The organism is Pseudoduganella sp. GW821-FHT12E03 (assembly GCF_058807115.1).
Genome location: NZ_JBXAQJ010000016.1, coordinates 123044 through 141221, shown reverse-complemented (window position 1 = coordinate 141221; position 18178 = coordinate 123044). Strand labels below are relative to the sequence as shown.

Below are 18178 nucleotides of genomic sequence, written 5' to 3'. Positions count from 1 at the left end.
GGCTCGGTCGTAGCCGGTTCGGTCGTGGCCGGCTCAGTCGTAGCTGGCTCAGTCGTGGCCGGTTCAGTCGTAGCCGGTTCAGTCGTGGCTGGCTCGGTCGTAGCCGGTTCGGTCGTGGCCGGCTCAGTCGTTGCTGGCTCGGTCGTAGCCGGTTCGGTCGTGGCCGGCTCAGTCGTAGCTGGCTCAGTCGTGGCCGGTTCAGTCGTAGCCGGCTCAGTCGTGGCTGGCTCGGTCGTCGCAGGCTCAGTCGTGGCCGGTTCAGTCGTGGCTGGCTCGGTCGTGGCCGGTTCAGTCGTGGCCGGTTCAGTCGTTGCTGGCTCGGTCGTCGCAGGCTCGGTCGTAGCCGGCTCAGTCGATGCTGGCTCAGTCGTTGCTGGTTCAGTCGTGGCCGGTTCGGTCGTAGCCGGCTCAGTCGTTGCTGGCTCGGTCGTGGCTGGTTCAGTCGTGGCCGGTTCAGTCGTCGCAGGCTCAGTCGTAGCCGGTTCAGTCGTGGCTGGCTCCGTCGTGGCTGGTTCAGTCGTTGCTGGCTCGGTCGTCGCAGGCTCGGTCGTCGCAGGCTCGATCGTTGCTGGCTCAGTCGTTGCTGGCTCAGTCGTGGCTGGCTCAGTCGTGGCCGGTTCAGTCGTAGCCGGCTCAGTCGTGGCCGGTTCAGTCGTGGCTGGCTCGGTCGTGGCTGGTTCAGTCGTGGCCGGTTCGGTCTCGGTCGGTCCAGTCGATACCGGCGCATCAGTTGGAGCCTCCGTCGGGGCTTCGGTCGGTGCTGTGGTCGGCGCCTCCGTTGGGGCCTCAGTCGGAGCTACCGTTGGCGCCTCGGTTGGTGCGGCGGATTCCGTCGGGGCTTGCGTCGGCGCTTGCGTGACAGTTGGCTCCGGCGTTACTGTCGGCGCGGCCGTGTCAGTTGGCGCAGCGGTATCCGTCGGCGCCGCAGTGTCGGCAGGGGCGGTCGTCTCGGTCGGCGCCGGGGTATCGGTCACTTCGGCCGCTTCGGTCGGGGCAGGCGTGGCCGCCGGTGCTTGTGTGGCCGCTGGCGCGTCCGTCGTGGTTTCGCCAGTGGTTGATGCCGCATTCACGTCAGTAGCCGGGCCGCTATTGTCCGGCGCCTCGGCACCGGCAACGTCACCACCCTCGCCTGTGCCCCCCGCGCCGTCCGGCGTGGTGACGTTGGTTGCGGCGGCGTTGTTTGCACTGCCGGCTGCGCCCGCATCGTCGGGCAAATCAATTTGTGCCGCCGGCACCACCTGGTCAACAAATGGTACGCCGACCTGGCCACCGGTACTGCCATTGTCAATCGCCGGTGGTGTCAGTCCATTGCCCGCGGCGGCGCCATCAACACCCTGGCCCTGGTCGGCAATCGCGCCTTCGTTCGCATTATTCCGGTCGCGCGTGTCATTGCCCCGGACATCGGCCTGGACGTTTTCATTGCCGGTATTGTCAATCCGCTCAGGCGCCGTGCCCAGGTTGTCGGTACGGGTAGTGTCCCCCAGCCCTTCGCCCCGGCTCAATACGGTCAAGTCATCAAACAGCGCCGCTTCCTGATTTTCAGGTGCGGCACTTTCCTGAGGCTGCTGATTCTCGGGAGTTTGATTATTGTCAGCCATGGCCGTGTCCTAGCGAATTTATGCGAATTTGGCGAATTTTGCCTATTTGCAGTGTAGCTTTCCGCTATTCAACCAACCAGACGGCCAGAGGTTATAGTACCCCCTGGAAAATTAACTTTTTGACAGGAATTACCGTTCACGGAACGACCGGGAGAACATATCCAGCAGCGGCTTGGACAGGTACGCCAGTACGGTTTTTTCACCGGTCAGGATTTCCGCTTCCACGCCCATGCCCGGCTGCAACATATAACGGTTGCTGTTGTGTCCAACATACGGTTGTGGCAAATCCACCCAGCCACGGAAGTAAGGGCGGCCATCCTCCCCCACCACGCTGGTGGCGGTAATCCGCTTGAGCTTGCCTTCCGCGAAGCCAAACCGCGCATAATCGAAGCTGCTGACGCGCAAGTTGACCGGCTGGCCCACCTTCACATAACCGATATCCTTGGGCGCAATCCGCACCACCGCTTCCAGCGGGACCGCATCCGGCACGATTTGCATCATCAGGCCGCCCGGCTGCACCACCTGTCCCAACGTTTGCACTTTCAAGTCCTGGACATAGCCGCGCACCGGTGCCCGCACCACCAGCCGGTCCACCCTGGCTTGCAGGCGGGCTTGCAATTCCGTCACTTCCGCCAGTTCCGCGCTGACAGTGCCGATTTCCGCCAGGGCGTCGCGGCGCAGCACGTTCAGCGTATCGACGCGGCGGCTGCGGATTTCCGCCAGCTCCTGCTCCGACACCTTGGTGTCCGCCGACAGGCGCGCCACTTCGCCTTCCGCGCTGACTTTGGCGCGGCGCGTTTCCAGCAATACCGAGCGGTTCACCAGCTTGCGGCTGGCCAGGTCTTCGCGCATGGTCGCCAGTTCGCCCGTCAAGCCCTGGTGTTCCTGCGCCGTCGACAGTGCCTTCTGGATTTGCTGCAGCCGGTCGCTGCGCTGGCTGACCTGGTGATCGAGGATCGCCAGCGCCGAATCGCGGCTCGACAACTGGGTCTGGTAAATCTGCTGCTGGTGCGCGACCAGTTCCGGATGGTTCGGCGCCAGCTCGTCGAACTTCGGCTTGCGGCCATCGACGAAAGCACTGAGGCGCTCCAGGCGCAGGCGCAGCGCGACCATGCGGGCGCTGGTCTGGCGCAAGTCCGACAACGCCTGGCCGCCATCGAGGCGCAGCAACACCTGCCCCGGCTGCACCAGCGCTTTCTCTTCGACCAGGATTTCCGCCACGGACCCGCCATCGAGGTGCTGCACCACCTTGACCTGACCGAACGGCGCCACCTCACCCGGCGCCCGCGCCACTTCCGTGATCTGCGTAACGGCGGCCCACAGGAAGAACAGCACCACCACCACGGCCACCATCACCAGCAGCGGCCGCACAAAAGCCGGCACCAGTTCCTCTTCCACCCGGGCCGCTTCGGACAGCAGGCGCCGCTTGCGGCTGCCCATGCCAGTCTGGCCTTCGGCCCCGAACAATACTTGCTGTACAAGTTTTTTCATCTGCTTACCCTGCCATCATCGTGTTCTTGATGCTTTCATATGGACCCATCGCCGCGACCGCACCACCCTTCATGTAGATCACGCGGTCCGCCATGCGCATGTGCCCTGGACGGTGCGACACCACCAGCAAGGTGGTGCGTCCCTTGAGCCAGGTGATGCAGCGGATCAGCGCCTGTTCGCCCGCTTCATCCATACCGGTGCCCGGTTCATCGAGCAGCACCACCGAGGCAGGTTTCAGCATGGCGCGCGCCAGCAGCATGCGCTGGCGGAAGCCATACGGCAGCTGTTCCAGGCGGCTGTTGGAAATCCGTGTCTCGAGGCCTTCCGGCATGGCGCCGATATCGGCCGACAACCCCGCCATATCGATCGCCCAGCGCACTTCATCGTCGGTGGCCACCGGGTGCACCAGCTTCAAGTTTTGCAGGATCGTGCCATGGAAGATTTCGCAGTTTTGCGGCATGTAGCTGATCCCGCTGCGCAATTCGGCCGCCGCCATCTGGCGGATATCGACCTGATCCAGGCGGATCGTGCCGGCCTGCGGCGTATACACGCGCACGATCAGCTTCAGCAACGACGATTTGCCGGAACCATTTGGCCCGGCAATGACCACCATCTGCCCCGGCTCCACCGAGAAATTCAAACCCAGCAGCGCGGGGTCGGCATCATTCGCATAACGGAACGATACCCGCGACAACGACAGTTCTCCCGTCACCGCAGGCCGCACCACCGGCTTGATGCCGCTTTCGCGCTCGGTCTGCAGGCGCATCAGGTTTTCAATCTGGCGGATATTGGTGCGCGTCCGCACCAGCGAACTGGCGGCCAGGAATACGTTCTGGATCGGGCCCGTCAGGCGCCAGACGATCATCATGGTGGCCACCATCGCGCCACCCGTCAGGTTGCCTGCCACGGCCAGATAAGCCGACGCCGCCATCGCGAACAAGCCGGTGCACATGCCCAGGATTTGCGCCGCGCCGGACATCCGGACCCGCAGCTGCTGGTCCTGGAACGATGCCAGCACCGCCTTGCCGCTGATATCCTGGAAGCGTTTCAGCCAGGTCTGCGCCACGCCGGCGGCGCGAATCAGGCGCATATTGGACAGCACTTCGTTGATGAATTCACTGCGCGCGCCGCCCAGCTGCGACGAGCGCCCCATCGAACTCTGGTTCCACTGGCGAGTGCCGAACCACAGCGCCGCATACAGCGCCACGGCGGCCAGCACCACCAACAGCACCCACGCGTTGATGAAGGCCAGCGCCAGCAGCATGACCAGGCTGGCCGGCAGTTCGAACGCAATCAGCACCATCGGCCCGAGGAAGAAGTCGCGCAAGCTTTCCAGGTTCTTGATGCGCTCCAGCTGGCGCGAACTCGATGCGCCATCGGTCGACGTGGCCGGCAGGCAGATCACCCGTTCGAACACGCCGGTCCCCAGCACATACTCGGTGCGCCCGCCCACGTAGGCAAGAATACGGTTCTTCAGGCCGCGCAACAGCCAGTCCAGTCCCACCACCAGCAGCACGCCCAGGGTCAGGAACATGCCAAGCCGGATATCGCCGCTCGGGATCACGGTATCGAACACCGCCTTGACGAACAGCGGCGGCATCAGCGCCAGCGCGGTCGACACCACGGTCAGCCCCAGGATCATGCCCAGGTGCTTGCGCAGCCGCCACACCAGCGCGCCGAACCAGCTGCCGTTATTGCTGCTGCGCGCGCTCTTGGGATCGATGCGCTCGTCGGGCTGGAACAGGTACGCTTCGCCCAACTGGCCCAGCACCGCCTCGTCCAGCGCGGCTTCCTTGCCGCAGCCGCTATCGAACACGCGCAGCGCACCGTCGGCACGGCGGCCATACACCACCATGGCCGGCGCATCCTGCGGCAGGAACAGGCACGGCAGCAGGCGTTCATCGAGCGTGCCGAGCGACGTATGGAAGTGGCGCGGGAAATAGCCAAGATTGGCCAGCACGCTGCACAGGCCGGACAAATCGAGTTCCTGCGCCAGGTGCGGCATGGCGTCGACCAGGTGCTGCGGCTGCCCCTGCCATTCCAGCGCTTTCAGCAGCGGCGACAGGCAGCGTGCCAGGTCGGACGGATGCTCATAGTAACGGTCCGCCATTTCAAAGGCATCGCTGACCGCTTGCGGGCGCTCCGGCGCGGCCGGCGGCGGCGCATCCTGCTCGGCCGCCTGGTCCTTTTCGCGCAGCAAGCCTTCGCGCAAGTGGCCATCGGTCAGCGAATACACCTTGTCGGCCAGCGACAGCATCGACGGGCGGTGCGTCACCATGACCATGGTGCGCACACCTTTGCAGCCGGCCAGGTAATCGCGCAGGCGCTTGTCGCCTTCCATGTCAAGCGCAATATTGGTTTCATCGAACAGGATCACGCTCGGGTTGTGCACCAGCGCGCGCACGATGGCGATCATCTGGCGCACACCTTCCGGCAGGATTTCGCCGCCGCCCTCTCCCAGCGATGTTTCATACCCCGCCTTCATGCCGGCTACCATGCGGTCCAGCCCCATGTCGCGCGCCACCGCCAGCGCGGCTTGGTTCAGGTGCGGGTCGAACATGGTGAGGTTTTCCAGGATGGTGCCCGACATGATCTTGCCGGACTGCGGCAGGAAGGCGATTTCCTTGTGGATGCTATCCGGCGCGCAGGCGCCGATTGCCACGCCGTCCAGCAAGACCTGGCCCTGGTCCGGGCGCTCCAGGCCATTGACCAGCGACAGCAGGCTGGTTTTACCACTGCCGCTGTCGCCCTGGATGGCAATGCACTGGCCTGCGGGAATGGTCAGCGACAGGCCCGAGAACAGCGCGCGCCCGGCGCCGTGATGCAGCAAGATATCGCGCAACTCGATGCCTTGCGTGACCGGCTGCAGCGGCGGCAGGCCGGCGCCGTCTTCGAACGGCATGGCCATGATGTCGTCGAGGCGCTGCTGGGCCGACACGAACGACTGGTAGCGCAGCCACACGGCCAGGCTGCGGCGCAGCGGCTGCAGCGCGCGGATCGACAGCATCATGATGGCCGCCAGGCTGCCGGGCGTGATCTGGCCCAGGATCACGGCGGCCGAACCGGCCGAAATGACCGCCACCACCATCACTTGCGAAAACAGGACGCCGAGGTCATTGGCGCGCGCGCTGCTGCCCGTCAGCTGCTCGCCGATGCGCGCGTTGGCTTCCTGCAGGCGCTCATAACGGCGCAGCATCAGCAATTCCATGGCCTGGGTTTTCACCGTGTGGATATTGGTCAGCACTTCGGCCAGGAAGCTGCTGCGGCGGTCGTCGAGCACCTGGCGCTGCTCGATCTGCTCGCTCAGGCGCTTGCCAAAGCCCAGGCTGAGCGCGACAAACGCCGCCAGCAGCGCAATCGGCACCAGTCCCACCCAGCCGCCGATGGCCAGGATGATGGCCATGAATAGCACCACGAACGGCAAGTCGAACACCACCAGCAAGGCCTGGCCCGAATAGAATTCGGCCACCTTGGCGCTGGCCAGGATGCGTTCCGCATAGGTGCCGGCTTCCTCACCACGGTAGCGCCGCATGGGCACCCGCAGCAGGCGCCCAAGCGCCGCCATGCCGGTCCGGTGCTCGTAGCGGATCCCGAGCCAGCCGGTAACGACCGAACTGATGGTGCGCAGTACTTCTTCCAGCACCAGCGCCACCACGATGCCGCACACCAGGAAAGCCAGGGTTTCCAGCGACTGGTTGCCGACCACGCGGTCCATGATCTGCAGGATTGCCAGCGGCATCGCCAGCGCCAGCAAGTTCGATAAAAACGCCGACAGCGCCAGCCCCGGCGCCACGCGCCGCAAGTCCGGCGAATTGAGCACCTGTCCCAGCGCGCTGTTGCGCAGGAGCCCGCGCCACGCGGAAGCGCCGCCGGCCCCGATGGCGGCGGCCGGCTTTTGCGCCGATGATGAAGTTGTATTCATTTCACTCACAGGACTGTTCAAAGCACTATTCCAGGGATAAATAATCGATGATCTTGCGCAGCAGCGGGTGGCCGAAGTCGAGGCGGCCATCCGCATCGGCGCGCAGCACACCGGCGGCCACCGCACGCTGCACCGCATCGGCCACCACCTGCGGCGTTTCTCCCAGCATCGCGGCCAGTTCCGCCGCCGTCGGCGGCAGGCTGCGGCGCGCCGCCGCGCGCAACAGCTTGCGGTCCAGGTGCATGCTGTCGAGCCGTGCGATGACCGTCACCAGCAAAGGCAGCGCGACGCCGACTTCATGGCAATGCCGCGCCAGTTCCACCGCGAACAGCGGCACGCCGGCCGCATCGGCCACGATCTGCTGCACCTGGGCCGCAGGCATGGCTTGCGCGCCCGGCACTTGCCGCACCAGCGCTTCGATTTCCTTGCCGTTCAGGCGGCTCAGCGCCAGCCGCGCCACCGGCACCGCATCGGCGCCGCTGGTTTCCGGCACATGGCGGCCCGACAGCACCACCAGCGCACCGGCTTGCGCCGCCGCGTGCGCCCGCTGCAGCACGGCGATGCGCTGGGCCGGGGACAGGAAATGGTAATCGTCGATCACGGCGGCCAGTGGTGCGCCCGGCTGCGCGCGCGAGCCATCGAGCATGGCAATAATGCCGGCGGCGGTATCGCGCTGCGCGGCATCCGGCGGCACCAGGTACGACACCGCGTGGCCCTGCGCCTGCCGGCATTGCGCCAGCAGCGCCTTGCACAGCCGCGACTTGCCCATGCCGGTCTCGCCCTCCAGCACCAGCAAGGCGCCCCGGCCAGCGGCGGCGTCGCGCAGGCAACGTTCCAGTGTCTTGCGTTCCGCCGCACGCCCCACCAGCGGATAGGCGATCCGTTCGCCCTGCCAGTCCATGCCGGCCAGCGCGGCAAACGCCACCGCGCCCGGCCCGGCATCGGCGCCAAACAGCGCATCACCCCGGATCCCCTGCGCCAGCATCACGTCAAACACCGGATGGCCCAGCGCCAATTGGCCCGCTTGGGCCTGTTCCTGCAATTCACGCGCACTGCCAATCGCGCTGCTGACGATGGCTTCACCGGACCAGCCGCCGTTGCGCAGCATGCTGGCCACCACAATGCCAACCGTCAGGCCGCCACGCAGGGCGCCGGCCAGCGCCGGCGCCTCCGCATGCAATGTTTCATACAGGTGCTGTGAGCAGGCCATGGCGCGCAACAAATCCCGCTCGCCTACCTGGTGCAGGCCAAAGATCAAATCCCCCGCGTTGCCGCGGCGCGCCACGAACACCGCGTCGTAACTGCACGCCAGCGCCGCCAGGCTGTCGTGCAGGCGCCGCACCGCGCCCTCATCGAAGGATGGCGGCAGCCCCAGGCTGAGCACCACGCACGGCCGCCGTTCCAGCATCCCGGCAGCGGGTCCGGGGGCGGCAGTGATCCGTTGCTCATGCGGCTCGGCCTGGCGCTGTTCGGCCATGGCCATTCCGCGCGTCACAGCCATCGTGCGGTTGCGGACGTTGAGGCGCTTGAACAGGGTCACCACGTGCTGTTTGACGGTGCCGACGCCGATGCCGAGTTCGCGCGCGATTTCCTTGTTGACCTTGCCGGCGCGCAGCAATTCCATGATTTGCTGCTGGCGCGGCGTCAGCTCCACGTGCGCCGGCGACGGGTCTGGCACTGGCGCGGCGCCCGGTTCGCGCGGATCGGGCCTGGCGTCGTTCATGGCAGCCGCGCCATACCGCCAGCACGGCCAGACAGCGCCGGCTGGTGCGTCACTGGCGCCGGTTTGCCCGTTGCCGCCGGCGGCAGCGCGCCATCGGGCGTGGCGCCCGGTCCGACCGCGCGGCACGCGATGTGCTGTTCACGCAATCGGGCGCAGGCAATTTCAGCATCGGCCCCGCTGGCGAAGCGCGCTAGGAACACGCGCAAGCCGGCGCCCTCCCGCTCCGGCTTGCGCGCCGCCACGGTGCGCTGGTTCATCATGTCAGGGAAGCGCAATTGCAAGTCGCGCCACATGGCGGCAATGGCGGACGCATCGGCGGCGGCAGCCAGTTCCAGCTGCCACTCGCCCTCCAGTAAAGGCGCGGATGCCGGTGCGCTGGCCGCCGCCGGGGATGGCGCGGCCGATGACGCGGCCGGAGGCGCGTCCTCGAACACGCGGCCGGCGTCCTCCGCCGCCGGCGCTGCCGGACGCTTGCCCTTGCCCGGCAGCGGCTCGCCGCCGGCGGTGCCGCCGCCCAGCGCGGAAAACAGGTTGATCAGCGCGCGGTAGCGCTGCAAGTCGATATTGTGCTGTTCATCCAGCATGCGGTGATAGGTACGTTCAGTATCGAGCAGCAGCAGGTGGTCGATACCGCCGGCCTGGTACGACTCGCGGCTGTAATCCCAGGCCCGCTTGGCCGCCTGCGCGGCTTCGCGCTGCGCACCGAGGCGCGCGCGCCCCAGCCGGATACCGCCCAGCGCATCATCGACTTCGCGCACGGCGCCATAAATCACACGCGCATAGGTTTCCACCAATTCCTGGTGCACGGCGGTGGCGACGTCGACCTCGCGGCTGCGCCGGCCATGGTCGAAAATCGTCGCCGACAAGCTGCCGACCAGGTTCCAGAACAGGGTTTGCGGTTCGAACAGGCGCGACATGAACCGGCTGCCGTAGCCGGCTTGCGCCGACAAATCCAGCGGCGGCAACAACCGCGTGCGCGCCACGTCGATATCGGCGTCGGCCGCCAGCAGGCGCGCTTCCATCACCCGCACATCGGGCCGGCGCAGCAGCAATGCCGATGGCACGCCCGGCAACACGGTGGGATAAGACAACGCGGCCAGTCCCTGGCCTTTGACTTGCAGCGTCCCGGGAGCAACGCCCAGCAGCACGGCCAGGTTGTTCAGCGCTTCATCGCGCTGCTGCTCCAGCGCGGGGATCGTGGCTTTCACGGAATACACCGCGGCGCGCTGCTGTTCCATGTCGATCAGGGTGGCGTCCCCCTTGTCGAGCCGCGCCTCCACTGCCGCCAGCATGCCGGATACCGCGACATCGGTTTCCATGGCCACGCGCAAGCGGTCATTGAACGACAGGTAATCGATATAGCCGGCCACCACATTGGCCACCAGGTTGCGCTGCACATCATCGCGCTGGAACATGGCGCGGCGCTCCTGCATTTCCGCCGACTCGAACTGCGACTGGCGCTCGCCCCAGATATCGAGGCGGAAATCGGCCCGCAGGCCGACCTGGCTGACGGAACGGGCCGGGGTGCGGGAACTGGTCACGCCACCGCCAATATCCCCTTCCGCCGCTTCGCGCCGCTGCTGTACCGATCCGGTCAGCACCGGCAACTGGTCCGACACCGCTTGCGAGGTGCGGGCCCGCGCCTGCTGCACGCGCAGCGCGGCTATTTTCAATTCCGGGTTGCCGTCGATGGCGCGTTGCACCAGTCCGTCGAGCTCGGCACTGCCGAGCAGGCGCCACCACTGCGGCAAGACCTGGTCCAGCCGGGTGCTGGCAGCGGCGGGTTGTGTCCCCGGGGCGCCAGGCGCAGCCGGCGCCTGTGGCGCCACGGGTGCTGCGGACGATGCTTTCGGAAAAGAAGCGGGAATGGGAACTACAGGAACATCGTACTGGGAACGCTTAGCCGCGCATCCGGTCAACAGCACACCGATCAGGGCGGCGGCCATTCCGCGGCCTAAGCTATTGCGATGCAATTCGAAGGACAGTGTCTCAGCACTTCGCCGGATAAAAATGGGTGACATGGAAACCAGAGGTGGCTATGAACTGGCACAGTAGCATAACCATGGATCTGCCTCAATAAATGTTGAGTTGGATGCAACGGTAATTGTCCAAGACAGTGGTATTTATTGCACTTGTACCGCACACGCCAGCCCGATGCTGGTTTTCTTGCACTTTCGGTACAATGGCCTGGTACCCGTTTCTGTCCCGACACCATGACCGAAGACGCCAGCAAACCTTTCATCCTCGTCGTTGAAGACGATGAACACATCAGCCAAATCCTGAAGTTCATGCTGGAACGGCAAGGCTATCAGGTGCAACTGGCGACCGATGGCATGGCGGCGCGCGAGGCGGTGGAACAAGCCGTGGCGTTGCCGGCGTTGGTACTGCTCGACGTCATGCTGCCTTACCTCGATGGTTTTGAAGTGATCGGCATCATCCGCGCCTTGCCGGCATGGAACCAGGTGCCGGTCGTGATGCTGACGGCCAAGACCACGGAGCGCGACATCGTGCGTGCGCTGGACGCGGGCGCCAATGATTACGTCGTCAAGCCATTCCAGCCTGCCGAATTGCTGGCCCGCGTACGCCGTTACCTGCGCCAGACCTGACATGGCGCTGCTGCTGCCCTCCCAGTTGTTCGGGCGGCTGGCGGACCCGATCCTGCTGGCCGCCGCCTGGACCGGCGCCGGCGCGCTGGCCCTGACCCTGGCAATCGGCGTGTACATCATCGTGCTGCGCGACGGCTTGCGGCGGCGGCGGCGCCAGGAACAGCGCGTGGTTGCCGTGTGGCGTCCGCTGCTGAATGCCGCGCTGGCCGGCGAGCCGCCGCCCGCGTTACCGGTGCTGGCGCCGCGCGACCGGTTGACCTTTTTGAAACTGTGGGTGCGGCTGCACCAGTCGGTCCGGGGCGAAGCCAGCGCCGGCCTGAACCAGGTGGGCTTTGCGCTCGACTGCAGCGCCATGGCCCATACCTTGCTGGCGTCCGGCCAGCGCGCCCGCAAGTTGCTGGCGATCCTCGCGCTGGGTCATTTGCGCGACCGGCGCGCGTGGAACAGCCTGATGAAAGAGGCGGTGGGCATGGACCCCGCCACCTCTGTCCACGCGCTGTGGGCGCTGGTGCAAATCGAGCCGGCAACGGCGGCCCGCGAACTGGCGCCGCTGCTGTTACGGCGCGATGACTGGGCGCTGTCGCAAGTGGCGAAAATCCTGCAAGAGGTGCACCTGCACTGGACGCCGATCCTGGTCGACGCCATCCCGGCGCTGCCGCAGGAACGCCTGCCTTCAGCCCTGCGCTTGCTGGAAGGCTTGCGCGCCACACTGCCCGCCACCGTGCTGCAAGGCTTGCTGCAGGGCGGTTCGGTCGACGTGCTGATTGCGGTGCTGCGCATGGCGGCCGTGCCGGACATGCTGGAACTGGTGCGCAGTCACCTGGGCCACGAAGACTGGCGCGTGCGCCTGCAGGCGGCGCGCGCCCTGGGCCATATCGGCGACGTTTCCGACCTGCCCCGCCTGCAAGGCATGCTGTGCGATTCGCAGTGGTGGGTGCGCTACCGCGCCGCGCAGGCGCTGGCCTCGCTGCCATTCCTGGCCCCGGCCGATATCCAGGCCGTGTGCGATGGCGCCGACCGTTTTGGCGCCGACATGATGCGCCAGGTACTGGCGGAATCCGCCTTGAAAGGATGACCCGATGCTGCACCATGCGATCGACTTCTTTACGCATTTCGTCATCATTTATTTCATCCTGCTCAATGGCGGCTATCTGTTGCTGAACTTGCTGTCGGTGGTGGCGCTGCACCGGCGCAGCCAGGAAGATGTGCTCGACGACTTGCCACAAGTGTATTCCTCGCTGGAACCGCCTATCAGCCTGCTGGTGCCTGCCTATAACGAAGAAGCCACGATCGCCGCCTCGGTGCGCTCGATGCTGCAGCTGTCGTACGCGGAACTGGAAATCATCGTCATCAACGATGGCTCAAAAGATGGCACGCTGGCGGTGCTGCGGCAGGAATTCGCGCTCGAGCCATTCCCGGAAGCCTACCGCGTGCAACTGGACACCAAGCCGGTGAAGGCGATTTACCGTTCCACCCGCTATCCCAACCTGCGCGTGATCGACAAGGTCAATGGCGGCAAAGCCGATTCGCTGAACGCAGGCATCAATGCCTCGCGCTACCCGCTGTTTTGTGGCGTCGATGCCGACTCCATCCTGCAGCGCGATGCGCTGCACCGGCTGGTGCGGCCCTTCCTGAATGACGCCACCGTGGTGGCGTCGGGCGGCACGGTGCGGGTTGCCAATGGCTGCGAAGTCAAAGGCGGCTTTTTGACGCGCATCGGCCTGCCGCGCAATATCTGGGCGCTGTTCCAGGTGGTCGAATACCTGCGCGCCTTCCTGTTCGGGCGGCTGGGCTGGTCCACCATCAACGGCATGCTGATCATCTCGGGCGCCTTTGGCCTGTTCCGCAAGGATGCCGTGGTACTGGCCGGCGGCTACAAACCCAAGACCATCGGCGAAGACATGGAACTGGTGGTCCGCATGCACCGGCAACTGCGCGCCAAAGGCGTCAGCTACCGCGTGCAATTCGTGCCCGACCCGGTGTGCTGGACCGAAGCGCCGGAAGACCACGCCACCTTGCGCAACCAGCGCATCCGCTGGCAGCGCGGTTTGTCGGAAAGCCTGGCCGCCAACTGGGGCCTGATGTTCAGCCGGCGCGGCGGCGTACCGGGCTGGCTGGCGTTTCCCTTCATGATGCTGTTCGAGTGGCTGGGGCCGCTGGTGGAACTGGGCGGCTATGTCTTCATGGCGGTGGCGATCTGGTTCGGCTGGATTTCATGGCAAGCCTTCGCCATCTTCCTGTTCGTCGCCATTGGGCTCGGTGTGCTGCTGTCCGCATCCGGGCTGATGCTGGAAGAAATGTCGTTCCACATCTACCCCCGCATGCGCCAGCTGGGCGTCCTGGCGCTGGTGGTTATCGCGGAAAACTTCGGCTACCGCCAGTTGAACAGCTGGTGGCGGCTGGTGGGACTGTGGCGCTGGGCCACGCAGCGTGAATCCACCTGGGGCGCGATGCAACGCAAGGGTAACTGGCAAAGCAAGGCTTGATATGGAGCATGTGCATGCGGTCCGCCATGCTGCGGCAATGAATGCTGCGGCGGTTGCTCCGGCTGGTGCCGCGCGTGCGGCGCCAACTGCGGTGACGACCGCGATGACGACTGCGGTGACGACTGCGGTGGCCGCGTTGCTGGCGGTGTTTTCCACGCCGGTGATGGCTACCCCGCCATCGACCGCCTGGCTGCAGGTCTGCGCAACCGGCGCCGCCACCGGCACGGCGCAGGCCGGCGATGCGCCCTCCTTCGCCGTGGCCTTGCCGGACGGCCTGCGCCTGCACGCCGGCAAGCAACTGGCCGGCTGCCGGGGCATGGCCTTGCCGGTGCCGCCCGGGCAGATTGCCGCCGTGCGCACCGCCGTGCCATCGGACCGGGTTGCCGATGCGCGCACTGTATTGATTTACCGCCCAGAACACGCCAGCCTATCGGCCGCACCGGCCTTTGGCGCGGTGGAAACTGTCCAGCCGCCCGCCGCTCCTCCCGGCGCCGCAGCAGTGCGCCCGGCCACGCCGGCGCCGCTGCGCGCCAATTTGCTGGACCAACTGCAATTACGTCCTTACGGCGTGGAAGAGCGGGTGCAAGTCGCCCTGGCCAGCGCCACGGCAGCGGCCAGTGGCAGCGGAGACGTAAATGGCAGCGCGCATGGCGGCGTGGATGGCAGCGGTGGCGCCAATCGCCGCCTGACCGTGCAGTGCCGCGCCGGCAGCAAGCCTGCCGGCGTGCTGCTGTCGGCGCCATGGCGCCTGCCGCTGGCGGCCCTGGAATTGGCCGTGCACTACCAGGCCGATGGCGAGTTTGCGTTGTCGCTGGCCGATGCCGCCGCGTCCAGCGCGGAACGCGCACTGGAATTGGGCCGCCTGCGGCGATCGGCCCCGCCGGGAAGCGCGGCGGAACACGCCTTGCTGCCGCTGCCGCAGTCAGGATGGGAGCCTGCGCAATGGCGCCATTTCGCGCTGGCCTGCCCCGTCACCGCCGCCACCCTGACCATCGACAGCCTGCAATTACAGCCGCAAGTACAGCCGCAAGCCGCGCCTGGCCAGCCCAAGCCGCGCGCCACCTGGGTCTGGCGCGCACAGGCATGGCTCGCCGACCCGGCCAAGGTCCTGGCACAGGCGCGCCGCCACCGGATGCGCCTCCTGTTCATTACCGTACCGACCAGGGGCGCCACCGTGCTCCAGCCGGCACGGCTGGCCGCCTTTTCCCGCCAGGCCGCCCGCGCCGGCATTGCCCTGTGGGCAGTGGAAGGCGATCCGCACATGGCGCTGCCGGAGCACCACGCCGCCACCGTGGACCGCGTGCACGCCATCGCCGCCTATAACCGCAGTGTGGAACCGGCCGCGCGGCTGCACGGTCTCCAGTTCGATATCGAGCATTATCTGATCGACGGCTATGGCATGGCCGCCCCCCGCCATGATCGCGGGTATGCGCAATTGCTGGCAAAACTGAAGGCGGCCGCCGGCGGCTTGCCATTGGATTTCGTGGCGCCGTTCTGGTGGCAAGGCAAGGGCACGCTGCTCGATGCGCTGGCGCAAGCCGCCTCCGTGGTGACCGTCATGGATTACCGCACGGATGAAACACAGATCCGCGACTTCGCGCTGCCCTTCCTCGACTGGGGCGCCAGCCACCGGGTGGGTGTGCGCATCGCGCTCGAATCCGGCGCCATTGCCCCGGAACGGCAACACCGCTATGTCCGCGTGGATGGGGCGCCGGCAGACTTGTGGGCCATCACCTTGACGCCGGAACACAGCGGGCTGGCCGCGCCACTGGACGTGCTGGTGCTGTTGAAGCAGCCGCAAGCCGGCTTGCCGGGGAGCGGTTTCCGCTACAGCGGCAACCGCTTGCTGGACGGTTCCGCCACCACGTTCCAGCGCCAGCCGGAGCGCTTGCAGGCGCTGTTGCCGCATCTGGAGCGGGATTTTTCAGCGTGGCCATCATTTGCCGGCATGGCTGTGCATGAACCCGGCGACGCCGCTACGCCGGCGGACACCGCGAAGGGCAACGCTACAGCTCCGGCTCAGCCTCCGGTTCCGGCGCCGGCTCCGCCGCCGAACCGACCGCCTTCAGGCGCACAATGAATTCCGTGCCGCGTCCCGGCCCGGTGTGGAAGACGATATCGCCGCCATGGCGTTCAACGATGCTTTTACAGATCGACAGTCCCAGGCCGGTGCCGCCCTTCTGGCGCGTATCGGTGGAATCGGCCTGGGCGAATTTCTGGAAGATGCGGGCCCGGAACTCGTCCGGTATGCCTGGCCCCTGGTCCGCCACGCGCATCACCGACCAGTCGCCATCGTGATCCTTGCGGCGCTCCACCACCACCGTGACTTGCCCGCCCGCCGGTGAAAACTTGACCGCGTTCGACAACAGGTTGACCAGCACCTGGATCATGCGGTCATGGTCGGCCAGCGCCCAGGCCGCGCCGGCGCCGTCGCCATGTTCCAATACCAGCGCCACCTGCGCTTGCGCCGCGCTGCCCTGCACGCCGTCGATGGCGGCCTGCGCCAGCGGCAGCAGCGCGCGCGGCACGAAGTCGAACTCCATCTTGCCCGACTCCATTTTTTCGATGTCAAGCACGTCATTCACCAGGCGCACCATCCGTTCGCAACTGGCGTACGCGATATCGATCAATTGGCGGGTATCGTCCGGCAAATCACCGGCCATGCCGGACGCCAGCATGGACAGCGAAGCGCGGATTGACGTCATCGGCGTGCGCAATTCGTGCGAGACCGTCGAAATGAATTCATTCTTCATTTGCTCGACTTTCTTGCGTTCGGAAATATCACGCAAGAACACACTGAAGAAATATTTATCTTCCAGTCCCGCCAGGCCGACCGTGACTTCCACCGGCAATTCGTCGCCGGCCCGGTTGACGACAATCCGCTCGAGGCGGCGGTTCAGCAAGTCGACGTCGCCCTGCTCATTGAAGCCGCGCATCGCATTTGCATAGTGTTCGCGGAAGCGTGCCGGGATCAACAGCGTCTCCAGCGGTTCGCCCAGCACTTCCGCCCGGCGCCAGCCAAACAAATGCTCGGCCGCGCCGTTCCAGTCGGTAATGCGGCCCTGCAAATCAAGGCCGATGAAGGCATCCTGGGCGCTGTCGATAATGGTTTGCACGCGCCGCTCTTCGGCCCGCACGTGCGACAGCGCCCGCAGCAACTCTTGCGTGCGCTGCCCCACCCGCTGTTCCAGCGAGCGGTTCAATTCATTCAATTCCTCGGTCTTGCCCAGCAAATTCCCCACCAGGGTATTCAGGGCGCCCGCCAGTTGCGTCACTTCCGCATAACCGCGCCGTCCGGCCTCCACCGCCAGCGCTTCGCCGCGCCCGACCCGCCCGGCAGACGTGGCCAGTTCGCCCAGCGGACGCGCCAGGCGCCGCGCCAGCCACAAGCCCACCACGGAAAACAGGGCCGCCAGCACCACTCCGCTCAACAGCACACGGCGCTGGATGGCGCGCACCGGCGCATAGGCCTCGTCCAGGCTTTCCCGCACGATGACGCTCCAGCCCAGCCCCGGGTAGGCGTTATAGCCCTGGGTCTTGCTGTAGCCGACCAGGTATAGCCTGCCATCCGGCCAGCGCTCCTCGCGGTGGCCCGTGCCGCCCGCGCGCACCGCCGCCACGCTGGCCAGCGCCAGTTTTTGTCCTTCCAGCCCGGCCGGGCCCTGCAAGACCGTGCCGTCGCCGCCCACAATCATGGCTTCCACATTGCGCCGCCCCGGCGCCGCGCCACTGGCGGCCCGGGAAAACCGCATGACCGATTGCTGCACTTCCCTGGCCCATTGCCACGACAGATGGGCGCCCACCACGCCCGCCGGCTTGCCGTCCGCATCTTCATAGGGAAACGCGATATCGACAAAGCGCGCCGGTTCGCTGTCCACCTTGGGCAACAGTTTGGCCAGCAGCACCGCTTCATGAACGTCGCCAACATAGGTGCCGGCCAGCGCATTGCGGAACCAGGGACGCTTCGACACATCGGCCCCTTCCAGCATGCCCTTGGTGGACAGCAAGACCTTGCCATCGAGCCCGGCCAGGCCGATCCACGCATACCAGTGGTAGGTGGCCTGGCGGTCATCGAGGATGGCGCGCCGCTTGTCGGGCGGCGCATTTTCCGCGATCAGCACCTGGTTGCGCGACATCAGCCGCACTTCGCGGTAGCGTTCCGCCATGCCGCGGTCGAGCTTGTCGGCGGTTTGCAACGCCAGTTCCGTCAATCCCTGGCCAATCCCGGCCTTGATTTCATCGCCGGCCGCCGACCCGATCGCTTCGGCCAGCGCCACCGTCAAGACCACTGTCAGGCCGGAAAAGGCCAGTGTCAGGTAGGTCGCAATGCTGCGTTCAGGCAGGCGCACGGT

The 18178-nt window shown here is 66.2% G+C and carries 10 protein-coding genes; 5 read left to right on the top strand and 5 right to left on the bottom strand.

Going from position 1 to position 18178, the window contains the following annotated elements; translation table 11 throughout:
• Positions 1-1220: 1220 nt before the first annotated feature.
• On the top strand, positions 1221-1655 hold the full coding sequence (locus AC1RRC_RS30515; protein WP_493059523.1) for a hypothetical protein: 435 nt from the start codon (positions 1221-1223) through the stop codon (positions 1653-1655).
• A gap of 72 nt (positions 1656-1727) precedes the next feature.
• Here AC1RRC_RS30515 and AC1RRC_RS30510 read toward each other — a convergent pair whose 3' ends face one another.
• Genes AC1RRC_RS30510 through AC1RRC_RS30495 form a run of 4 tightly spaced genes read right to left on the bottom strand, consistent with a single transcriptional unit; the run spans position 1728 to position 10680 of the window.
• Complete coding sequence (locus tag AC1RRC_RS30510; RefSeq protein WP_493059521.1) at positions 1728-3089, bottom strand: HlyD family type I secretion periplasmic adaptor subunit; 1362 nt, start codon at positions 3087-3089, stop codon at positions 1728-1730.
• A 4-nt stretch (positions 3090-3093) separates the two neighbouring features.
• Positions 3094-7011 (bottom strand): peptidase domain-containing ABC transporter, encoded by a 3918-nt coding sequence (locus tag AC1RRC_RS30505; RefSeq protein WP_493059520.1) that lies wholly within the window; start codon positions 7009-7011, stop codon positions 3094-3096.
• A gap of 25 nt (positions 7012-7036) precedes the next feature.
• A complete protein-coding gene (locus AC1RRC_RS30500) occupies positions 7037-8734 on the bottom strand; it encodes a LuxR C-terminal-related transcriptional regulator (protein ID WP_493059519.1) in 1698 nt (565 codons plus the stop codon).
• The gene (locus AC1RRC_RS30495; protein ID WP_493059518.1) at positions 8731-10680 is read right to left on the bottom strand and encodes an efflux transporter outer membrane subunit; all 1950 of its coding nucleotides are present in this window, start codon (positions 10678-10680) and stop codon (positions 8731-8733) included. The genes AC1RRC_RS30500 and AC1RRC_RS30495 overlap by 4 nt, the downstream gene beginning before the upstream one ends.
• Positions 10681-10947: 267 nt before the next feature.
• Here AC1RRC_RS30495 and AC1RRC_RS30490 point away from each other — a divergent pair, with 267 nt between their 5' ends.
• From AC1RRC_RS30490 to AC1RRC_RS30475, 4 genes are all read left to right on the top strand, one after another.
• Positions 10948-11340 (top strand): response regulator transcription factor, encoded by a 393-nt coding sequence (locus AC1RRC_RS30490; RefSeq protein WP_493059517.1) that lies wholly within the window; start codon positions 10948-10950, stop codon positions 11338-11340.
• Position 11341: 1 nt separating this feature from the next.
• Entirely contained in the window at positions 11342-12415 is a 1074-nt protein-coding gene (locus AC1RRC_RS30485) for a HEAT repeat domain-containing protein (RefSeq protein WP_493059516.1), read from the top strand.
• 4 nt (positions 12416-12419) lie between these two features.
• Positions 12420-13826, top strand: a complete 1407-nt coding sequence (locus tag AC1RRC_RS30480; RefSeq protein WP_493059515.1) for a glycosyltransferase family 2 protein — start codon at positions 12420-12422, stop codon at positions 13824-13826.
• Between the two features lie 103 nt (positions 13827-13929).
• Positions 13930-15906 carry a hypothetical protein gene (locus tag AC1RRC_RS30475; RefSeq protein WP_493059514.1) on the top strand — a complete coding sequence of 659 codons (1977 nt, stop codon included), beginning with the start codon at positions 13930-13932 and terminating at the stop codon, positions 15904-15906.
• Here AC1RRC_RS30475 and AC1RRC_RS30470 read toward each other — a convergent pair.
• Positions 15833-18175, bottom strand: a complete 2343-nt coding sequence (locus AC1RRC_RS30470) for a sensor histidine kinase (RefSeq protein WP_493059512.1) — start codon at positions 18173-18175, stop codon at positions 15833-15835. The two genes, AC1RRC_RS30475 and AC1RRC_RS30470, sit on opposite strands and share 74 nt — an antisense overlap.
• Positions 18176-18178: the final 3 nt, after the last annotated feature.